This is a genomic window from Actinomadura rubteroloni, from assembly GCF_002911665.1.
GTDB classification, from domain to species: domain Bacteria; phylum Actinomycetota; class Actinomycetes; order Streptosporangiales; family Streptosporangiaceae; genus Spirillospora; species Spirillospora rubteroloni.
Map to the genome: position 1 here is coordinate 2,182,667 of NZ_MTBP01000001.1, position 19,181 is coordinate 2,201,847.

The 19,181-nt window shown below is 73.2% G+C and carries 20 protein-coding genes; 8 read left to right on the forward strand and 12 right to left on the reverse strand.

Annotated elements, in window-relative coordinates:
• Window positions 1-55 precede the first annotated feature (55 nt).
• The 3 genes from BTM25_RS09660 to BTM25_RS09670 are packed head-to-tail and all read left to right on the forward strand — an operon-like array spanning window position 56 to window position 3,119.
• Window positions 56-1,021 carry a TAXI family TRAP transporter solute-binding subunit gene (locus BTM25_RS09660; RefSeq protein WP_103562334.1) on the forward strand — a complete coding sequence of 322 codons (966 nt, stop codon included), beginning with the start codon at window positions 56-58 and terminating at the stop codon, window positions 1,019-1,021.
• A gap of 11 nt (window positions 1,022-1,032) precedes the next feature.
• Window positions 1,033-2,025 carry a hypothetical protein gene (locus tag BTM25_RS09665; RefSeq protein WP_103562335.1) on the forward strand — a complete coding sequence of 331 codons (993 nt, stop codon included), beginning with the start codon at window positions 1,033-1,035 and terminating at the stop codon, window positions 2,023-2,025.
• 5 nt (window positions 2,026-2,030) lie between these two features.
• On the forward strand, window positions 2,031-3,119 hold the full coding sequence (locus BTM25_RS09670; RefSeq protein WP_235828367.1) for an alcohol dehydrogenase catalytic domain-containing protein: 1,089 nt from the start codon (window positions 2,031-2,033) through the stop codon (window positions 3,117-3,119).
• Here BTM25_RS09670 and BTM25_RS09675 read toward each other — a convergent pair whose 3' ends face one another.
• The 6 genes from BTM25_RS09675 to hppD all read right to left on the reverse strand — a co-directional run bounded on the left by BTM25_RS09675 (window position 3,120) and on the right by hppD (window position 10,213).
• The gene (locus BTM25_RS09675) at window positions 3,120-3,827 is read right to left on the reverse strand and encodes a cellulose binding domain-containing protein (RefSeq protein ID WP_103562337.1); all 708 of its coding nucleotides are present in this window, start codon (window positions 3,825-3,827) and stop codon (window positions 3,120-3,122) included.
• Between the two features lie 87 nt (window positions 3,828-3,914).
• Window positions 3,915-5,333: a M1 family metallopeptidase gene (locus tag BTM25_RS09680; RefSeq protein ID WP_103562338.1), complete on the reverse strand. Its 1,419-nt coding sequence runs from the start codon at window positions 5,331-5,333 to the stop codon at window positions 3,915-3,917.
• Between the two features lie 58 nt (window positions 5,334-5,391).
• Complete coding sequence (locus BTM25_RS09685) at window positions 5,392-6,765, reverse strand: M1 family metallopeptidase (RefSeq protein ID WP_235828318.1); 1,374 nt, start codon at window positions 6,763-6,765, stop codon at window positions 5,392-5,394.
• Between the two features lie 166 nt (window positions 6,766-6,931).
• Window positions 6,932-8,494 carry a M1 family metallopeptidase gene (locus BTM25_RS09690; RefSeq protein WP_103562340.1) on the reverse strand — a complete coding sequence of 521 codons (1,563 nt, stop codon included), beginning with the start codon at window positions 8,492-8,494 and terminating at the stop codon, window positions 6,932-6,934.
• A gap of 56 nt (window positions 8,495-8,550) precedes the next feature.
• Complete coding sequence (locus BTM25_RS09695) at window positions 8,551-9,027, reverse strand: DUF4190 domain-containing protein (protein WP_103562341.1); 477 nt, start codon at window positions 9,025-9,027, stop codon at window positions 8,551-8,553.
• 94 nt (window positions 9,028-9,121) lie between these two features.
• Window positions 9,122-10,213: a 4-hydroxyphenylpyruvate dioxygenase gene (hppD, locus tag BTM25_RS09700; RefSeq protein WP_103562342.1), complete on the reverse strand. Its 1,092-nt coding sequence runs from the start codon at window positions 10,211-10,213 to the stop codon at window positions 9,122-9,124.
• Between the two features lie 120 nt (window positions 10,214-10,333).
• Here hppD and BTM25_RS09705 point away from each other — a divergent pair, with 120 nt between their 5' ends.
• Window positions 10,334-10,810 carry an Lrp/AsnC family transcriptional regulator gene (locus BTM25_RS09705; RefSeq protein WP_205648014.1) on the forward strand — a complete coding sequence of 159 codons (477 nt, stop codon included), beginning with the start codon at window positions 10,334-10,336 and terminating at the stop codon, window positions 10,808-10,810.
• A 55-nt stretch (window positions 10,811-10,865) separates the two neighbouring features.
• Here BTM25_RS09705 and greA read toward each other — a convergent pair whose 3' ends face one another.
• A complete protein-coding gene (gene greA, locus BTM25_RS09710) occupies window positions 10,866-11,363 on the reverse strand; it encodes a transcription elongation factor GreA (protein WP_103562344.1) in 498 nt (165 codons plus the stop codon).
• Between the two features lie 209 nt (window positions 11,364-11,572).
• Entirely contained in the window at window positions 11,573-11,980 is a 408-nt protein-coding gene (locus BTM25_RS09715) for a DUF4307 domain-containing protein (RefSeq protein ID WP_103562345.1), read from the reverse strand.
• A gap of 201 nt (window positions 11,981-12,181) precedes the next feature.
• Here BTM25_RS09715 and mca point away from each other — a divergent pair, with 201 nt between their 5' ends.
• Together mca and BTM25_RS09725 are read left to right on the forward strand one after the other, a co-directional pair.
• Window positions 12,182-13,042 (forward strand): mycothiol conjugate amidase Mca, encoded by an 861-nt coding sequence (gene mca / locus BTM25_RS09720; RefSeq protein WP_103562869.1) that lies wholly within the window; start codon window positions 12,182-12,184, stop codon window positions 13,040-13,042.
• Complete coding sequence (locus BTM25_RS09725; protein ID WP_103562346.1) at window positions 13,042-13,251, forward strand: hypothetical protein; 210 nt, start codon at window positions 13,042-13,044, stop codon at window positions 13,249-13,251. The genes mca and BTM25_RS09725 overlap by 1 nt, the downstream gene beginning before the upstream one ends.
• A 53-nt stretch (window positions 13,252-13,304) precedes the next feature.
• Here BTM25_RS09725 and BTM25_RS09730 read toward each other — a convergent pair whose 3' ends face one another.
• On the reverse strand, window positions 13,305-13,646 hold the full coding sequence (locus BTM25_RS09730) for a hypothetical protein (RefSeq protein ID WP_103562347.1): 342 nt from the start codon (window positions 13,644-13,646) through the stop codon (window positions 13,305-13,307).
• Window positions 13,647-13,914: 268 nt separating this feature from the next.
• Between BTM25_RS09730 and BTM25_RS09735 the strand changes: the two genes are divergently transcribed.
• Both BTM25_RS09735 and BTM25_RS09740 read left to right on the forward strand, forming a co-directional pair.
• A complete protein-coding gene (locus BTM25_RS09735; RefSeq protein ID WP_103562348.1) occupies window positions 13,915-14,679 on the forward strand; it encodes a FadR/GntR family transcriptional regulator in 765 nt (254 codons plus the stop codon).
• Between the two features lie 67 nt (window positions 14,680-14,746).
• Window positions 14,747-16,051, forward strand: coding sequence for a M50 family metallopeptidase (locus tag BTM25_RS09740; RefSeq protein ID WP_103562349.1), 1,305 nt, complete (start codon window positions 14,747-14,749; stop codon window positions 16,049-16,051).
• Here BTM25_RS09740 and cds1 read toward each other — a convergent pair.
• From cds1 to BTM25_RS09755, 3 genes are all read right to left on the reverse strand, one after another.
• Window positions 16,026-17,129 carry an L-cysteine desulfhydrase Cds1 gene (cds1, locus tag BTM25_RS09745; RefSeq protein WP_103562350.1) on the reverse strand — a complete coding sequence of 368 codons (1,104 nt, stop codon included), beginning with the start codon at window positions 17,127-17,129 and terminating at the stop codon, window positions 16,026-16,028. The two genes, BTM25_RS09740 and cds1, sit on opposite strands and share 26 nt — an antisense overlap.
• A 35-nt stretch (window positions 17,130-17,164) precedes the next feature.
• Window positions 17,165-17,518 (reverse strand): hypothetical protein, encoded by a 354-nt coding sequence (locus BTM25_RS09750; protein ID WP_103562351.1) that lies wholly within the window; start codon window positions 17,516-17,518, stop codon window positions 17,165-17,167.
• Between the two features lie 75 nt (window positions 17,519-17,593).
• Window positions 17,594-19,114, reverse strand: a complete 1,521-nt coding sequence (locus BTM25_RS09755; RefSeq protein ID WP_103562352.1) for an ATP-dependent DNA ligase — start codon at window positions 19,112-19,114, stop codon at window positions 17,594-17,596.
• Between the last annotated feature and the right edge of the window lie 67 nt (window positions 19,115-19,181).

The window sequence follows — 19,181 nt, forward strand, 5'->3', positions numbered from 1 at the left end:
GTCCCACATCACGAGACTGGCGTCCTCTAAAACAGGACAGTGAAGGAGGCGCGGCGTGGCACCCCAACGCAGCGGAGCCCCGGAACCGAAGATCGAGCGATCGCTCACCCTGCACCTGCGGGGCGACTGGGGCGGAGCGAACCTGCACCGCGTCTGCGGCTGGATCGCCCAGGAACTGGCCGACCGGTGCGGCCCGTACACGCGGATCGCGACGTGGAACAGCCGGGGCTTCGTGGACGCCGTCCGGGCCGTCGGACGCGGCGAGGTCCAGGTCGCGCTGGCCACGCCCGCCGCGTTCGTCACGGCCGCGCTCGACGGCCGGAGCGTGTACGCCGACGAGCACTACCCCGACCTGCGCGCACTCGGCGTCCTGCCGCAGCGCGACCGGCTCGTCGTCGGCGTGCGGCGCTCGCTCGGCGTCCGGACGTTCGCCGAACTGCGCGAGCGCAAGCCGGCGCTGCGCCTCGCGACGTCGGTGAACGACGGCGTGAACCACGTCGGAGTGGCCGCCCACGCCCTGCTGGACCGTTCCGGCGTGGACGTCGTCGGCTGGGGCGGCGAGTTCCTGTCCGACGAGCGCCCGTTCGAGTCCTTCGCGCACGTGCTGGAGGGACGCGCGGACGCGATCGTCCACGAGGCCGTCATGCTCCCCGCCTGGCAGGAGTTCGGGAAGGACATGCACTTCCTGGAGGTCGAGCCGGACGTCCTGGAAGCGCTGGAGGCCGAGCACGGCTGGCCCGCCGCCGACGTCGCCGAGGGCTTCTTCCCCGACGCGCCCGCGTTCCGCACCCTCGACTTCTCCGACTTCCTCGTGCTGGCCCGCGCCGACCTGCCCGACGACGTCGCCTACGCCATCGCCTGGGTGCTCGGCGAGACCCGCGAGGTCCTGGAACGCCAGTACCGGCACATTCCGCCCGACCGCAGCCCCGTCACGTACCCGCTGGACCCGGTCGCGATCGGACGCACCCCCGTCCCGCTGCATCCGGGCGCCGCCGCCTACTACGAGCAGCTCGAAGGCTGAGGAGGAAACGCATGGGGATCGTCCGGGAGGACGTCGCCGTCCTCGGCGCCGACGCGCCGCTGCGCAGCGTCGAGCGCGACGAGGACCTGCTGCTCGCCGCACCGCACCCCGGCCCGATGAAGCTGTGGCGCGATCACGACCCGCTGACCGTCGTCCACTACCCGCAGGAGTACGCGGCGCAGCCGTTCGCGCCGCCGCGCGGCGTCTACGAGAGCGAGTCCATCCGCGTCGAGTGGCAGACGATGAACAACCGTCAGCCCTTCTACCACCGCAACACCGACGTGGACGAGATCTCCTACCAGATCGCGGGCGAGCGGACGCTCATGACCGAGTACGGGGTGATCGAGCACCGCACGGGCGAGTTCTCGCGCCTCCCGCGCGGGCTCGGCCACGACAACTACGGACGCGAGGAGAGCCACCTGCTCTTCTACACGCCCGCGACGGTCGCCGAGGAGCGCGCCGCCGAGCGGACGTCGGGGCCGGTGTTCCCGCCGTTCCCCGGCTGGACGCCCGGGAACGTCAACGAGGCCGTCACCCACTGCATGGGCGCGCCCGGCCACGACATCACGGTGTTCCCGATCGACGAGCGGCTGCTGCTCGACCAGGTCCACCGCGAGAAGGAGCGGCTGAACGTCCTGCGCGCCGCCGAGGGCGCCGGGACGACCTGGCTCTACCGCTCCGACAGCTTCCGGCTCGGCTACGTCCGGCTCGCCGCGTCCGACGGGACGGTCTACCGCCGCACCCTGGACGCCGACGAGGTCCAGTACCAGGTCGCCGGCACCCGGACGCTGATCTCGCAGCGCGGGACCGTCGACCTCGGGCCGGGCGACTTCGTCCGGATCCCGCAGGGCCTCGCCCACACGTCCGTGACGTCGGGCGACGCCGAGCACATCGTGCTGCTGTCGGGCCGCGAGCTGCCGCAGGTCGCCGCGACGTCCCGGACCGCAGAACCCTCCACCCCCGCGCGGGTCGCCGCCGCGCGCGCCGAAAGGACGAGCCGTTGAGCGAGATGCTGGCCGCGCGGGCGCAGGCCGACTCCACCGAGCTGCACGTCGCGAAGATCCCGGTCCCCGAGGTCGGGCCGCAGGACGTCCTGATCCGCGTCGCGTCCGCCGGGCTCGCCCCCGGCATGATGCTGCTGCTCGCGCGCGGCGCGTTCCGGCACCTGCCGACGACGCTCGGCCATGAGGCGGCGGGCACGATCGTCGCGGTCGGCGACCAGGTGACCGGCGTCGCGGAGGGCACGCGGGTGCGCGTCCACCCGAACCTTGCGTGCCGGTCGTGCGAGTACTGCCGCACCGACCGCGAGATGATGTGCGCGCAGCAGGCGATGATGGGACACGCCGCGTTCGGTGACGCCCCGATGCCGCTCTACGACGCCTACCACGACGGCGGGCTCGCCGAGTACGTCCGCGTCCCGTACTGGCTGGTGGACCCGCTGCCCGACGGCGTGAGCTTCGACGTCGGCGCGAAGGTGCACGACCTGGCCAACGCCGTCCGCGCGCTGAAGCTGGCCGACCTGACGCCCGGTGCCACGCTGATCGTCACGGCCGCGACCGGCACGATGGGCACCGCGACGGTCAAGCTGGCGCCGCACTTCGGCGTCGGCCGGCTCGTCCTCGTCGGACGGTCGGCCGAGCGGCTGGCGGACGTGGCGCGGATCAGCCCGCTGCCCGTCGAGACCGTCGCGTGCGAGGACCTGCCGGACGGCTGGGAGGAGACCGGCGGGCTGACCCGGCGGCTGCGCGAGATCGTCCCGGGCGGCGCGCACGCGGTGCTCGACTTCGCCCCGGCGGGACGGATGATGGCGCAGTCCACGGCCGCGATGCGGACCGGCGGGACGGTCGTCCACATGGGCGCGAACCGGGACCCGCTCGGCCTGCCCGCCGCGGTCATGATGATCAACTGCTGGAAGTTCGTGGGCACCCGCGCCTGCACCCGCACCGACGCGCGCGAGGTCCTGGCGCTGCTGGACTCCGGCGCGCTGCGGGTGGACGACCTCATCACGCACCGCTTCCCGCTGGCCGACGCGCGGGCGGCCGTCGAGGCGATGCAGAGCCGGGCCGAGCCGATCTGGATGGCCGTCGTCAACCCGTGATCAGCAGGGCGCGCCGTTGAGGACGCAGGCGGAGGGCGAGCCGGGCGGCCGGCCCTCCGCCTGGAACCCGAGCTGGACGGTCGCGCCGGGCGCGAGCGGGCCGCCCGTGCCGAGCAGCCGGGTCACGTCGTGGTCGGCGCCCGTGCCCCAGGCCCAGGTGATGCGGGCGCCGGGGAACGACGCCGTCAGGTTCCAGCCGTTCACGGTCGCCTCGCTCGTGTTGACGACCGTGATCTGCCCGACGAAGCCCGAGTCCCAGCGGTCGCTGGTCGTGTAGGTGGCCTCCAGGCCGGTCGTCCGCGTGCGTCCGGGCGGGCCCTGGCGGTCCGGACGGCCGAGGTGCTTGCGCTTCTTCCCGGCCCCGGGCGCGGACGTCCGGGACGGGGGCGCGGACGTCGTCGGCGACACCGACGGGGACGCGCTCGGCGACGGCGAGACGGTCTGCGCCTGCGGGTGCTCCTTCGTCCCGGTCGGCGAGACGGGCACCGGCGGCAGCGCGCACCCGTTCCGGCAGTCGCCCGGCGCGCCGCCCGGACGCGGCGCGGAGCCGTCCTCGGCCGCCGCGTGCAGCCCGAACGCGGTCGCGCCGACGACGGCGACGCCCGCCACGGCCATGAACAGGACGGGCCGGCGCCGCCGCTCGTCCGGCCGCTCGCGGCGCCGTCCGCCCGGAGCGCGCCGCCGCCCTCGCCCGGTGACCTCCGTCACTCGGATCCCTCGCTTCCGCCCTGCCCGACTTGTCACGGATTCGACGGGAATCTAGCAGGCGAACGATCAGGAGGGCGGCGGACGCGCCTAGTACGTCCGGAGCGCGGGCTTGCCGGAGGTGTAGATCCAGTCTTTGAACAGGGCGTTCAGGTCCCGTCCCGACAGCCGCTCGGCGAACCGGACGAAGTCGGCCGAGGTCACGTTCCGTCCCCGGTTGGCGGCGGGCCACTCCTTGAGCAGCCGGAAGAACGCCTTGTCGCCGATCGTCCGGCGGAGCACGTGCAGCGTCATCGCGCCCCGCTCGTAGACGGTCGCGCCGAACAGCCCGTCGCGTCCCGGATCGGCGGTCCTCGGCTTCCACAGGTCGCCGCTGGACGGCGTCCGGTAGGCCTTGTCGAAGTTCTCCTGGGCGGGCGTGTCCAGGTACTTCGCGGCGTACAGCCACTCGGCGTAGGTCGCGAAGCCTTCGTTCAGCCAGATGTCCTTCCACCGCGCGGGCGTGACGCTGTCGCCGAACCACTGGTGGGCCAGCTCGTGCGCGAGCAGCTCGCCGTCGGGGATCTCGCCGCCGCTCCCGAGGTCGTAGACGGGCCGTCCCTGCGACTCCAGCGCGTACCCGACGTGCGCGTTCACGACGATCCCGCCGGTCGAGGAGAACGGGTACCCGCCGAACCGCGTCTCCTCGAACGCGAGGACGCTCGCCGTCCGGGAGTTGAACGCGCGCGCGTTCTTTGCGGAGACCCGCGCGGCGTCCTGGACGGCGGTGAGGTTCGTCCGGCCGCCCGACCGGGTCGTCGTCACCGCGTACTTCCCGACCGCGATCATCGACAGCTCGCTGGCCATCGGGCTGCGCATCGCCCAGCGCGTCGTCACGGCGCCGCCGCGCGCGGACGTCCCGGCCGGGTCGCCGTTCGCCAGCGTCGTGAGGCCCTTCGGCGCCGTCAGCGCGAACGAGTAGGTCGCTTTGTCGCGCGGCGTGTCGTTCACCGGGAACACCGTCGCGGCGCCGGTCGGCTGGTTGAGCATGACGCCGCCGTCCGGCGTGGCGATCCAGCCCGAGTCGCCGAGCGAGGGGTCGCTGACGCCGCGCGGGACGCCCGCGTACGCGACCCGCACCCGGAACCGCGCGCCCTTGCGCAGGCCCCGGCGCGGCGTGATCTGGAGTTCCTGCGCGCCGGTCCGGGCGAACGCGGCCGGACGTCCGTCCACCGACAGCGCGGAGACCTTCAGCGGGCCGCGGAAGTCCAGGTCGAAGCGGGACAGGTTCTGGACGGCCGTCGCGTCGATCGTCGTGACGGCCCGGATCCCCTTCGTCGCGGGGACGTACGTGAGAGCGATGTCGTAGTGGGCGACGTCGTAGCCGCCGTTGCCCATGTCGGGAAAGTACGGGTCGCCCGCGCCCGGAGCGCCGGGCGTGAAGTGCGCCGCCGCGTCCGCCGGGAGGGCCGTGACCAGCACGGCCGCCGCGACGGAGAGCGCCGCGGCGGCCGGGGATCGGAGTCTCATGGACTCAAGGCTTCCGGCCGGGGTCGCGCCGATCAAGCGCGCCCGGGTCTCGGATTCATCAGGAAGCCTTGGGCGCGGGGGGCTTGGCGCCGGTGAACAGCCACGCGTCGAACAACCGGTCCAGGTCCTTGCCGGTCTCGCGCTCGGCGAACGCGACGAAGTCCGTGGAGCCCGCGTTGCGGCCCGCGAACCGGGCGGGCCAGCCGCGCAGGACGCGGAAGAACGCCTTGTCGCCGACGGTCCGGCGCAGCGCCTCCAGCGTCATCGCGCCCCGGTCGTAGATCGCGAAGCCGTCGAACATGCCGCGCTCGCCGGGGTCGCCCGTCTTGATCGTCCAGGCCTTGTCGGACGCGGGCTTGGCGTACAGCTTCGCGAACCGCTGCGCCGTGGACTTGCCGCCGTGCGCGGCCGTCCAGAGCCACTCGGCGTAGGTCGCGAAGCCCTCGTTCAGCCAGATGTCCTTCCAGCGGGCCACGCTCACGCTGTCGCCGAACCACTGGTGCGCCAGCTCGTGGACGAGGATGATCCGGTCGGTCGTCCCCGGGTACACCGGGCGGTTCTGGGTCTCCAGCGCGTAGCTGACGTCCACGTCGTCGGCGACGCCGCCGGTCGAGCGGAACGGGAAGCGGCCGAACGTCCTCGCCTCCCAGTCGGTGACGGCGGCGGTGTCGCGCTGGAACTTCGCGCCGTTCACGTCCGTCAGGACCGGGTCGACGGCGGTGATCGTCCGGACGCCGCCGGGGGAGCGGCCGTCGCGCACGCGGAACCGCCCGATCGCGACCATGGCCAGGTAGGGGGCCATCGGGTGGGACGAGCGCCAGCGGTAGGTCGTCCGGCCGTGCCGCGCCGCGATCCCGGCGGGCTCGCCGTTGGCGAGGGCCCGCAGGCCCTTCGGGACGGTCACGGCGTAGGAGAACAGCGCCTTGTCGGACGGGTGGTCGCTCACCGGGAACCACGTCGAGGACCCGACCGGCTGCGACAGCGTGACGGCGCCGTCCTTGGTGCGGATCCAGCCCGTCTGCCCGAGTTCGGGGTCCTTGTTGGCGCCCGGACGCCCGCGGTACGTCACCGCGACGGTGAACGTGCGGCCCTGCGGCAGCCCGCGCGCGGGCGTGATGACGAGTTCGCCGCCGTCGCGCCGGTAGCGCGCCTTGGCGCCGTCGACCGTGACCGACCCGATCGTGTTGCCGGCGAAGTCCAGGTCGAAGCGCGACAGGTCCTGGGTGGCGGTGGCGGTGATCCGGGTCGTCGCGGCGATGCGCCGCGTCTTCGGCGTGTACGCGAGCGAGATCGCGTACGACGCGACGTCGAACCCGCCGTTCCCCGCGTTCGGGAAGTAGGGGTCGCCCGCGCCGGGCGCGCCCGGGGTGAACGGACCGGACAGCGGCAGGACGGCCGCCGTCAGGACGGCGGCGAGCCCGTGGGACGCCACGGGAGGCAGGACCGGGAGCACGTGAGCGGGGCCTTTCCCTCGATCGCGCTCCCCGGCCGGAGAGCGCGCTCAACAGCGTGGCCACGCCCGCGCGGACCTGTCCCGGTCATCCGCACGCCTTTGACCTTCTCTTGCCCCCCGTTGACCGCCCTTTGGGCACCGACGGTCAGAGCTTGGGGCGGCCGCGGTCGTAGAGCCAGGACTTGAAGAAGGAGTCCAGGTTCTTGCCCGAGACCTTCCCGGCCGTCGTGATGAACTCCGGCGTCGTGCCAGTGCCGTGCCGGTGCTCCTTGGCCCAGGTCTGGAGGATCTTGAAGAAGGTGCCGTCGCCGACCTTGAGGCGCAGCGCGTGCAGCGCCATGCCGCCCCGGTCGTACACCGACCGGCCGAACAGGTTGCGGCGGCCGGGGTTGCCCGGCGGGACCTCCCACAGCTCCCCGGCGTTCGGGTCCTTGTAGACGTTGTCGAACTGCTGCTGGACGCTCGGCCCGCCCGACTTCTCGTTCCACATCCACTCGGCGTAGGTGGCGAAGCCCTCGTTCAGCCAGATGTCCTGCCAGCGCCGCAGCCCGACGCTGTCGCCGAACCACTGGTGGGCCAGCTCGTGCGCGACGACCGACTGCTGCAGCCCGAACGACCCGTACACCGGACGGGTCTGGGTCTCCAGCGCGAAGTCCACCGACGCGTTGTCGATGAGCCCGCCGCTGGAGGTGAACGGGAACGCGCCGAACCGCCGCGTCCACTCGTCGGTGACGGCGATGTTCAGCGCGTGGAAGGCGTCGAGGTCGGCGCCCGGCACGGTCGGGTCCACGGCGGTGATCACCGGGACGCCGGCGGGCGTGCGGCCCGTCCGGACCTGGAAGCGGCCGACGTCCACGGTCGCCAGGTAGGTCTGCATGGGGTCGGTGACCTTCCACGTCACCGTGGACGGCCCGCGCCGGAACCCGGCGGGCACGATGGCCGGGCCGCCGCCCGGGTCGGTGGACGGCGCGGTGCTCGGCGTCGGGACCTGGGGCGTTCCACCGCCGCTGCTCGGGATCGGGGACGTCGGCTCGCCGTTGGCGATGGCCGTCAGCCCCTCGGGCACGGTGATGGCGAACTCGAACGTCGCCTTGTCCGACGGGTGGTCGTTGGACGGGAACCAGGTGTGCGCGCCGCTCGGCTGGCAGGCGACGAACACGCCGTCGGACGTCCGGATCCAGCCGTAGCGGCCGAGGACCGGGTCGGTCACCGGACGGGGCGTGCCCGAGTACTTCACGCTGGTCACGAACGTCGCGCCCTTGGCCAGCGGACGGGCGGGGCTGATGACCAGCTCGGTGCCGTCCCGGACGAACCGGGCGGGCGCCCCGTCCACGGTGACGGTCGCGACGTCGAGCCCGGTGAGGTCGAGGTCGAACCGGTTCATCTGCTCGGTGGCCTTCGCGGTGATCTCCGCGGTGCCGTCCAGCTCCTTCGGGCCGCCGGGCGTGATCGCCAGCGTCAGCTTGTAGTGCTGGACGTCGTAGCCGCCGTTCCCGTCGCCCGGCGTGTACGGGTCCCCGGCCGACGCCTGCCCGCCGGGGCCGGACGCCACGTCCGGCGGCGGCTCCGACACCGGGTCGGCCGCGCCCGCCCGGCAGCCGGCCAGTGCCGCGACGCAGCCGAGCGCGACGGCCGCGGCGGCGCCGCGCAGGGCCGGGCGACGGGAACGGGGGCGGACCGGCGGCGGTGCGGAGGCTGGCGAGGACACGGGCCAAGCCTGCCGGTTCGTGACAGGCGCGGCAACTCGGATCTACCGGACGGCGGTCAGTACCGTCCGCTGTGGCCGCCGTGCGTCCCCGCGATGAGGACGAGGATCCAGTAGATGATCCAGCCGACGAGCGCGAGGTAGCCGAGGATGAGCCCGGCGAGCGCCATGCCGCGCCCGCGCCGTCCGGTCGCCTGGATCCTGCGGATCGACAGGTGCCCGAGGACGACGGCGACGAGCGAGAGGATCCCGCAGGTGAACAGCCCGACGATCCCGGCGACGAGGCTCCAGATCGCCAGCGGCTCGGTGCCGCCGTCCCCGCCGGGCGGCTGCTGGCCGTAGTAGGGGTTGCCGTACGGCGGCTGCTGCTCGCCGTACGGGCTGCCGCCCGGGTAGGGCTGCTGGCCGCCGTAAGGGTTCTGCTGCTGCTGTTCCCCGTACTGCTGCGGGTAGTTGGGGTCGCGGGAGTACGACGGCGGCCGGGGCTGCTCCGGCTGGTCCCCGGGCTGTCCGGAATCATGCGGCGGTTGCGTCATATCGGTAGAAGTCCCCCGTCGCACCGGCCGGACGGCACCGGTTGACCAGGACTTGGGCCGCCGCCGGGGCAAAGGTTGCCCCCCGGCTGGGCCGCTAGAGGTTCCCGCGCGCCTCCTGCTCCCGCTCGATCGCCTGGAACAGCGCCTTGAAGTTGCCCTTGCCGAACCCGAGCGACCCGTGCCGCTCGATCAGCTCGTAGAACACGGTCGGACGGTCCTGGACGGGCTGGGTGAAGATCTGGAGCAGGTAGCCGTCCTCGTCCCGGTCCACGAGGACGCCCCGGGAGCGCAGCTCGTCCACCGGGACCCGCACCTCCCCGATGCGGGCGCGCAGCTCGGGGTCGTCGTAGTAGGACGCGGGCGTGGCCAGGAACGCGACGCCCGCCGCGCGCATCCGGTCCACCGAGGCGAGGATGTCGTCGGTGGCCAGCGCGACGTGCTGCACGCCGGGTCCGCCGTAGAACTCCAGGTACTCGTCGATCTGGGAGCGGCGCGGCCCCTCGGCGGGCTCGTTGAGCGGGAACTTGACGCGCCGCGAGCCGTCCGCGACGACCTTGGACATGAGCGCGGAGTACTCGGTGGCGATGTCGTCGCCGACGAACTCGGCCATGTCGGTGAAGCCCATGACGCGGTGGTAGAAGTCGGCCCACTCGTCCATGCGCTCGACGTTGCCGACGCAGTGGTCGACGCCGGTGAAGAACGGACGGTCCGGCGCCGCGACCACGGGATCGGCGGCGGCGAACCCCGGCAGGTAGGGGCCGCTGTAGTTGGACCGGTCCACCAGCGAGTGGCGGGTCTCGCCGTAGGTCGCGACGGCCGCGAGCACGACCTTGCCGTACTCGTCCTCCAGGACGTGCGGCTCCTCGACGCCGGTCGCGCCCCGCTCCAGCGCGTGCCGGTAGGCCGCCGCGACGTCCGGCACCGCGATGGCGAGGTCGGTCACGCCGTCGCCGTGCGCCGCGACGTGGCGGCCGAGATCGGTGCCCGCGCGCACCGGCCCCCGGAGCACGAACCGGGCCGTCCCCGACTCAAGGACGTGCACGGCCTCGTCCGGGCTCCCGTTCTCGGGGCCGCGATAGGCGACGCGGCGCATTCCGAAGGCGGTCGAGTAGAAGTGGGCGGCCTGACGCGCGTTGCCGACCGCGAACACGACGGCGTCCATGCCCAGCACCGGGAAGTCATCCATGACCCCAATGTCGACAACGCACGGCAGAGTGCGCAAGAGTGACCGGAAACACTGGACAACCTGCCCAGCCGACGCACGGATCCACCGGACGATCTGCGCAGACTGACCACGGGAGAGCCGATGTCCGCGATCGACGCCCTCGACGCCCGCGTCCTGGAACTGTTCGCCGCCGAGCCCCGGATCGGCGTGCTGGAGGCGTCCCGCCGGCTCGGCGTCGCGCGCGGGACCGTCCAGGCCCGGCTGGACCGGCTGGCGCGCACCGGCGTCGTCCGCGGCTTCGGCCCGGAGATCGACCCGGCCGCGCTCGGCTACGCCGTCACGGCGTTCGTCACGCTCCAACTCGCGCAGGGCCGCGGGCACGACCCGGTCGCGGCCCGGCTCGCCGCCGTCCCCGAGGTCATCGAGGCGCACACGATCACCGGGTCCGCCGACATGCTCTGCCGCGTCGTCGCGCGCGGCAACCGGGACCTCCAGCGCGTCATCGACATGATCGTGGCGGTGCGGGGCGTCGAGCGCGCGTCCACGGTGATCTCGCTGGCCGACCAGATCCCGCACCGGACGCTCCCGCTCGTCCGCGCCGCCGCGCAGGAGCCGTAAAAACGACGATGGACCCGCCGCGGTGCGCGACGGGCCCATCGGGGACGGGGTGCGGTCAGCCGCCCTGGTACGGGGTGGCGTCCAGGATCTCGACCGTCATGCTCCGGCCGTTCGGCAGCGAGTACGTGGCCTTGTCGCCGACCCGCTTGCCGTTGATCGCGGCGCCGAGCGGCGACTTCGGCGAGTAGACGTCGATCGGCCCGCTCTCCTCGCGGGACGCGAGCAGGAACGTGACCTCCTCGTCGTCGCCCTCGAAGGCGATGGTGACCGTCATCCCGGGGCCGACGACGCCCTCGGCGCGCGGCGCCTCACCGATCCGGGCGTTCTCCAGGATGCTCTGGAGCTGGAGGATGCGGCCCTCGATCTTGCCCTGCTCCTCCTTGGCCGCGTGGTAGCCGCCGTTCTCCCGGAGGTCGCCCTCCTCGCGAGCGGCCTCGATCTTCTTCGCGATCTCGGTGCGCCCCGGGCCCGACAGATGGTCCAGCTCGTTCTTGAGCCGGTCGTACGCCTCCTGGGTGAGCCAGGTGACGTTGTCAGCGCGGGTCTCGGTCACGGGTACTCCTCATCACATGGTGCGATCGTCGCACGCCCCGGACGGACGGGGGCTCACAGGGCCGGCAAGTGCGGCCGGATGAAATCTCAAGCCTATCCGGTGCGTGCGGGTAAAGGTTCCCTTAACGGGTGGTTCGCAATCCGTCCACGGGGTTCGGCTTCACCTGGCGTTTCGCCGGTGGGACGCCGAGCGTGGGAACGGTCCCGGGATCAGACGGACCGGCAGTCCCTGATCCGTGCTCCGGTGGCCTTGCGCGGCGTAATCAGCGTCTGCTCCGCGGCGAGGCGCTCACGTCCCGCCGGGACGATCACCTCGCGTTCGGCCAGCACCTCGAAGTTGACGTCGAACGCGTCCACGACACACCGCACCCGCTCGTCCTTCGGCTTGACCACCGTGTACGAGACGTCAACGGCGGACGCGCTCCGGATGTTCCAGGCCGTGGCCTCGGCCGAGATGCCCGGCGTCTGCCCGACGTTCGCGTAGATCACCGCCCAGCCGGCCGCGAAGACGGCCGTCAGCCCGCCGATCACGATCCAGCCCAGCGGGCCGAGACCGCGCTTGGGCCGGTCCGGGGCCGAGGGGTCGGTCGCCGGTCCGGACGGTGCGCTGAGGGTCATCGCGTCGGAATCTCTCTGCGGGGTTCGGGCGTTGTCATGGACAATTCTCGTCTGCCGCGCCGGATGCTCCGAACCGGGGTGCCCCTCCGGCGCGTCCTGACGTTTCCACGATCGCGTTGACGAGGGAGTCCCACGGTGACCGAGGCCCTGGACCGCGCCGCCCCCGACCCGAGCCCGGGGGCGGGGAACCGGCTGCGCCTGATGGCGGTGCACGCCCATCCCGACGACGAGTCCAGCAAGGGTGCGGCGACGATGGCCCGCTACGCCGCCGAGGGCGTGGACGTCCTCGTCGTCACCTGCACGGGCGGCGAGCGCGGCAGCATCCTGAACCCGGCGATGGACCGGCCGGAGATCGAGGCCGACATCGGCCGCGTCCGCACCGAGGAGATGGCGCGCGCCCGGGAGATCCTGGGCGTGGAGCAGCGCTGGCTCGGCTTCGTGGACTCCGGCTTCCCCGAGGGCGACCCGCCGCCCCCGCTGCCGGACGGCTGTTTCGCGCTGGAGCCGCTGGAGACGGCCGCCGAGCCGCTGGTGCGGGCCGTGCGCGAGTTCCGCCCGCACGTCGTGCTGACCTATGACGAGAAGGGCGGCTACCCGCACCCCGACCACGTGAAGTGCCATGAGGTGTCGGTGGAGGCGTTCGACGCCGCGGGTGACCCCGAGCGCTATCCCGGGACGGGAGAGCCCTGGCAGCCGCTCAAGCTCTATTACCACATGAGCTTCACCAAGGAGCGGATGTTCGCGCTGCACGACGCCATGCTCGGCGCGGGCCTGGAGTCGCCCTACGCCGAGTGGCTGGGCCGCTTCTCCGAGGACGACGCCCCGCCGCCGTGGCAGGTCACGACCCGCGTCCCGTGCGGCGACTACTTCGAGACCCGCGACCGGGCGCTGCTGGCCCACGCGACCCAGATCGACCCGAACGGGTTCTGGTTCCAGGTCCCGCTGGACCTCCAGCGCGAGCACTGGCCGACCGAGGACTACCATCTGGCCAGGTCCCTGGTCGATACCGAGGTGCCGGAGGACGACCTGTTCGCCGGTGTCCGGGAGAAGGTGTTTTCGTAGTGCGAACCCTCGCCGTCCACGTCCACGCGATCCCGCTGAACGACGACACGGTCTCCCCGGGCCTGCTCGGCTTCGGGGTGTTCCTGCTGCTCGGCGTCGCGCTGGTCTTCCTCGTCCGCTCGATGAACAAGCGGCTCAAGCGCATCGACGCCGCGCGCAACAAGGCGCTGTGGGAGGCGGACGAGGCGCCCGTCGACGGCCCCCGCTGACGCGGAACGGGTCCCCGTCCCCCGGCGCGGTGGGGGACGGAGACCCGCTGGTCCTACTTGGGCGTCTGTCCGGTCATCTCCGACAGGCAGGCGCGCGTCGCCTCCTGCACCTTGCCCGCGTTCTGCTTGGCCGAGGCCGACGCGCTCGGCCCGGGGCTCGGCAGGACGACCCCGTGCTGCTTCATGCACGTGGTGAACTTGTCGGCGGCCTTCTTGATGTCCGCGCTGGTCGAGGGCGTCGGGAACGGCGGGGTCGCCGGGGTGCCGGCGGCCGTGGTGGGCGCGGTCCCGCCCGGGGTGGCCGCCTTCTCCCCTCCGTCGGAGCCGCCGCAGCCGGCGAGACCGAGGACGAGCGCCGGAACGAGGGCGGCGACGGCGAGCTGACTGCGCTTCATGGGTGCCTCTCTGCGGTGGGAGCGCCATGATGCGCGGCCGGGCCTCCCCTCCGATACCGGCCGTTCCGAACAAACGCGGGCGGCGTTTTAGCACCTGGGCACACATTTTCGTGCCATCCGGACGGAACAGGACGCTCCGGACAAGCCATGCCCCCGTCTCGCGGACACCAGGCAACACTCGCCTCGTGCGGGGTTTCAGCCGGGTCGCGCCCCTGGTAGACAGGAGGTCCGGCGGCACCGCCGGTCCGGCAGCGACCGAGGAAGCCTGATGGAACGGACGACCGACGGCCGTGGATCATCGCCCCTCCCGGCGCCGTCCGGCGTCACGGCCGCCGCCGTGTTCCGGCCGGTCCGCTCGGGCAACGCGTTCGAGGAGACGGTCGAGCGCCTGCTGCAGGCGATCAAGCTCGGCGTCCTGGACCACGGCGACCGGCTGCCGCCCGAACGCGAGCTGGCCCCGCTGCTCGGGATCGGGCGGGTCACGCTGCGCGAGGCCATCCACGTCCTCCAGCAGGAGGGGTACGTCGAGTCGCGACGCGGCCGGTCGGGCGGCACGTTCGTCGTCTACCGGCGGCCCAAGCCCCGCGAGGACGACCTGCGCCGCGCCGTGGCGCGCATGGGCGACCGCCTGTCGGACACGCTGACATTCCGGATGGCCGTGGAGACCGGCGCGGTGGAGGCGCTGGCCAACACCTCGCTCAGCTCCGACCAGCGGACGCTGCTGCGCACCCGGCTCGCGGAGGTCAACGCGGCCCGCCCCGGCGAGTACCGCCGCCTCGACACGGTGTTCCACCTGACGATCGCGGAGCTGACGGGCTCGCGGCTGCTGGCCAACGCGTGCGCCGACGCCCGGATGCGCGTGACGGACCTGCTCAACGCGATCCCCGTCCTCGGCCCGAACATCGAGCACGCGGCGGTCCAGCACGCCGCGATCGTGGACGCCGTCCTGCTCGGCGATCCGGTGGCCGCCCGGACGGCCGTCGCCGAGCACCTGGAGGCCACCGCGTCGCTGTTGCGGGGCTTCCTCGGCTAGACGCGGAAGGGGCCGCGCCCATGACGTACGCTGAGGACGTTCCTGAAGATCGCGGAGGGCGAAGCGCATGATCTGGCTGGCCGGTGTGCTGATCCTTTTCTTCGGCCTGCTGGTGTCCATCGCGCTCCACGAACTGGGGCACTTCTCGTTCGCCAAGCTGTTCGGCGTCCGCGTCCCGCAGTACATGGTGGGCTTCGGCCCGACGCTGTGGTCCAAGACCAGGGGCGAGACCGAGTACGGCGTCAAGTGGATCCCGCTCGGCGGCTACATCCGCATGATCGGGATGCTGCCGCCCCGGCGCGGCGACGCGTCGGGGAAGGTCCGCAGCGTCAGCACCGGCCCGTGGCAGGGCCTCATCGAGTCGGCGCGCGGCGCGGCTCTCGAAGAAGTCCGGCCCGGCGACGAGGACCGCGTCTTCTACAGCAAGAAGTGGTGGCAGAAGCTCATCATCATGTTCGCGGGCCCGGCCGTGAACCTGGTGCTCGCCGTTGTCATCTTCGCGTTCCTGCTGATGGGCCTCGGCGCCCAGACCCTCAAGACCGACCCGGTGGTGAGCAGCGTCGCCAAGTGCGTCGTCCCGGCGACGTCCACGGCCGAGACGTGCCCGTCCGACGCGCCGCTCACCCCGGCCGCCAGGGCCGGCCTCCAGGCGGGTGACACCTTCGTCACCTTCGACGGGCGGAAGGTCACCGACTACGCGCAGGTCCAGGAGCTGATCCGGCAGTCGGCGGGCAGGACGGTCACGCTGGGGCTGCGCCGCCACGGCGCGGACGTCACCACCCGCGTCTCGATCATCCCGAACCGGATGCCCGACCTGAAGGACGAGAACAAGACCGTCACGGTCGGGTACCTCGGCATCGCCCCGGTCACCCACGTCGCCTACGAGCGGCAGGGGCCGGGCGCCGTCGCCCGCTACATCGGCGAGCTGACGTCCCACACGGCGGGCGCGCTGGTGCGGATGCCGCAGCGGATGGTCGGCGTCTGGCACGCGGCGTTCGGCGGCGAGAAGCGCGACCCGAACGGCCCGATCGGCGTCGTCGGCGTCAGCCGGCTCGGCGGCGAGGTCGCGGCGGCGCACGAGCCGGTGAAGACCAAGGTCTGGCTGCTGATCAGCCTGATCGGGTCGCTGAACCTCGCGGTCGGGCTGTTCAACCTGATCCCGCTGCTGCCGCTGGACGGCGGGCACATGGCGGGCGCGCTGCTGGAGGCGCTGAAGAAGGGGTTCGCGCGGGTGTTCCGCCGTCCCGACCCCGGGCCGGTGGACGTCGCCAAGGCGCTGCCCGTCACCTACGTCATGGCGGCGGTGCTGATCGTCATGGGCGGGCTGCTGGTCTACGCGGACCTGTTCAACCCGATCCGGCTGTCGGGCTAGCGCCGGTCGCGCGGAAGGCGCGCAGCCCGGCCAGGTACGGCGCGACGTCCAGGCCCTGCTGGGTGAGCCAGGCGTCCGAGCCGTAGGTGTGGGCGTAGCGGTCGGCGCCGTCGCAGATCAGCGTGACGACGCTGCCGCGCTCGCCGCGCTCCACCATCTCCGCGATGAGCAGCGCGGCGCCCCACAGGTTCGTGCCGGTGGAGCCGCCGACGCCGAGCCCGGCGACCTCGGCGGCCCAGCGCATCCCGGCGACGGACGCGGCGTCGGGCACCCGGATCATCCGGTCGATCACCGACGGCAGGAACGACGGCTCGACGCGCGGGCGCCCGATGCCCTCGATCCGCGAGCCCGGCGCGGTGCCGCTGGTGTCACCGCGCTCGTAGGCGTCGAAGAACGCCGAGCCCTCGGGGTCCACGACGGCGACGCGGGTCGCGAACCGGCGGTAGCGGGCGTAGCGGCCGATGGTGGCCGACGTCCCGCCCGTCCCGGCCCCGACGACGACCCAGGACGGCTCCGGGTACCGCTCCAGCGCCATCTGCTCGAAGATCGCCTCGGCGATGTTGTTGTTGCCCCGCCAGTCCGTCGCGCGCTCGGCGTAGGTGAACTGGTCCATGAAGTGGCCGCCGCACTCGCGGGCCAGCCGGCGCGACTCGGCGTAGATGGACGACGGGTCGTCCACGAGATGGCAGCGCCCGCCGTAGAACTCGATGAGCGCGATCTTCTCCGGGCTGGTCGACGCGGGCATGACCGCGACGAACGGCAGCCCGAGCAGCCGCGCGAAGTAGGCCTCGCTGACGGCCGTCGACCCGCTGGACGCCTCGATGATCGTGGTGCCCTCGCAGATCCAGCCGTTGGCGAGGCCGTACAGGAACAGCGACCGCGCGAGCCGGTGCTTCAGCGACCCGGTCGGGTGGACGGACTCGTCCTTGAGGTACAGGTCGACGCCCCACGCGGCGGGCAGCGGGAAGACGTGCAGGTGCGTGTCGGCGCTGCGGTTGGCGTCGGCCTCGACGACGCGGACGGCCTCGGCGATCCACGCGCGGCGGCCCGGATCACAGCGGTCGGCGAATTGGCCCATTCCCGCAGCGTACTGAGCCGCCCTGAAGCGTCAGCTCACCGGGCGCGGGCGGGGAAGGCGAACCACGACGGCGCGTTGGGCGCGCCGACCTGGAAGCGCGGGTCCGGCGCGGTGAACGGCAGCAGCACCGGGCAGCGTCCGCGCGTCCGGTACGCCGGACGGGGCTCGGGACGCTCCGGGCCGCCGCGCAGCACCAGCGGGTGGTAGACGGGCCGGGGCTCGGGCGCTCCGGCCGTGTCCCGCGTCCCGGCGGCGGGCGGCAGCTTGTTCGGCGGCGGGCACGCCGCCTCCGGTCCGGGACTGGCGAGCGCGGCCGTGCCGAGCGCCGACGCCGCGAGCGCGGCCCCGGCGAGCGCGGCCGGCAGGATGATCGCGAAGCGGGTACCCATCGTCACCTCCGTACGACACCGGGTGACCATCCTCGCGGAGGCCGCCCGGCCCGTCCGGGACCGACAGGTAAAACCTCAGTCGATCACCGGGGCGACGGCCCGCACCGTCTCGACCGTGTCGGCGTCCGCCGCGCGCTTGTCCGGCCGGTACCGCAGGACGCGCGCGAACCGCAGCGCCATCCCGCCGGGGTAGCGGGTGCTGCGCTGGACGCCGTCGAACGCGATCTCCACGACCAGCTCGGGCCGGACCCGGACGGTGTGCGCGTCCTCCTCCACGGCCAGCTCCCGCAGCCGCTCGGTCTGCCAGGCGAGCAGCTCGTCGGTCATGCCCTTGAACGTCTTGCCGAGCATGACGAACTCCCCGGTCGCCGCGTCGCGGGCGCCGAGGTGCAGGTTGGACAGGAAGCCGCGCCGCCGCCCGTGCCCCCACTCGGCGGCCAGCACGACGAGATCGAGCGTGTGCCGGGGCTTCACCTTGATCCAGCCCGCGCCGCGCCGCCCGGCCGTGTAGGGCGTGTCGAGGGACTTCACGACGACGCCCTCGTGCCCGCGCTCCACGGCCTCGGCGAACAGGTCGGCGGCGCGGGCCGGGTCGTCGGTGACCAGGCGCGGCATCCGCAGTTCCTCGGGGACGACCCGGGCGAGCGCCGCGTGCCGCTCCGCGCCCGGACGGTCCAGCAGGTCCTCGCCGTCCAGGTGCAGGACGTCGAACAGGAACACCGACAGGGGGACGGGACCGTCCGCGCGCCGGGTCGCGGCGCGGGCGGCGGTGACCTGGAACGGGTGCGGCGTGCCGTCCTCGCGGAGCGCGATCAGCTCGCCGTCCAGCACCGCGTCGCGCACCGGCAGCCGGGACAGGACGGCCGTGACCTCGGGCAGCCGCGCGGTGATCTCGTCCAGCGTGCGGGTGAACACGCGGACCTCGCCGCCGGTGATGTGGATCTGCGCGCGGATGCCGTCCAGCTTCCACTCCACGGCGGCGGGGCCGTCGAGCCGGGCGAGGGCGGCGGGCAGGTCGGGCTCGGACGCGGCGAGCATCGGCTTCACGGGCCGTCCGACCTCCAGCCCGAACGCGGCGAGGCCCGCCTCCCCGGACGCGAGCGCGGCGGTCGCGACGGCGCCGAGCGAGCCGCGCAGCATGACCGCGCGGCGCACGGCGGCGGCCGGTACCTCGGCGGCGCCCGCGACGGCGTCGGCCATCACGCCGTCCAGCGCGCCCTGCCGCAGCTCGCCCGACAGCAGCCGGACGAGGAACCACTGCTCGTCGCGGGTGGCGCGGGCGAACAGCGCCGCGACCAGCTCCCGCCGCCGCGCGACCGACCCCGGCCCGGCGACGGCGCCGATCGCGGCGAAGGCCGCGTCCACCTCGGCTACCGTCAGCGTGGCGTCGCCGGCGGGCGGTGGAAGGTCGCGCAGGGCCGCGTAGCCGACGCCGATCTGCCGCTGCGGCAGCTCGCCGGACAGGTAGGCGACGACGGTGGCGGCCTCGGCGGGCTCGGCGTCGCGCAGGCACGCGGCGAGCGCGGCGGCCTTGGCGCGCCGCGACGCGGTGCCCGCGACCGTCCCGGACGTTCGCGCGATCTCGGTGAGCAGCACGTTCCCATTGTGGAGCGCAGGTATGACACTCGGATCGTCCGGGTGTGAGGTGGTGACCGGATCGTCT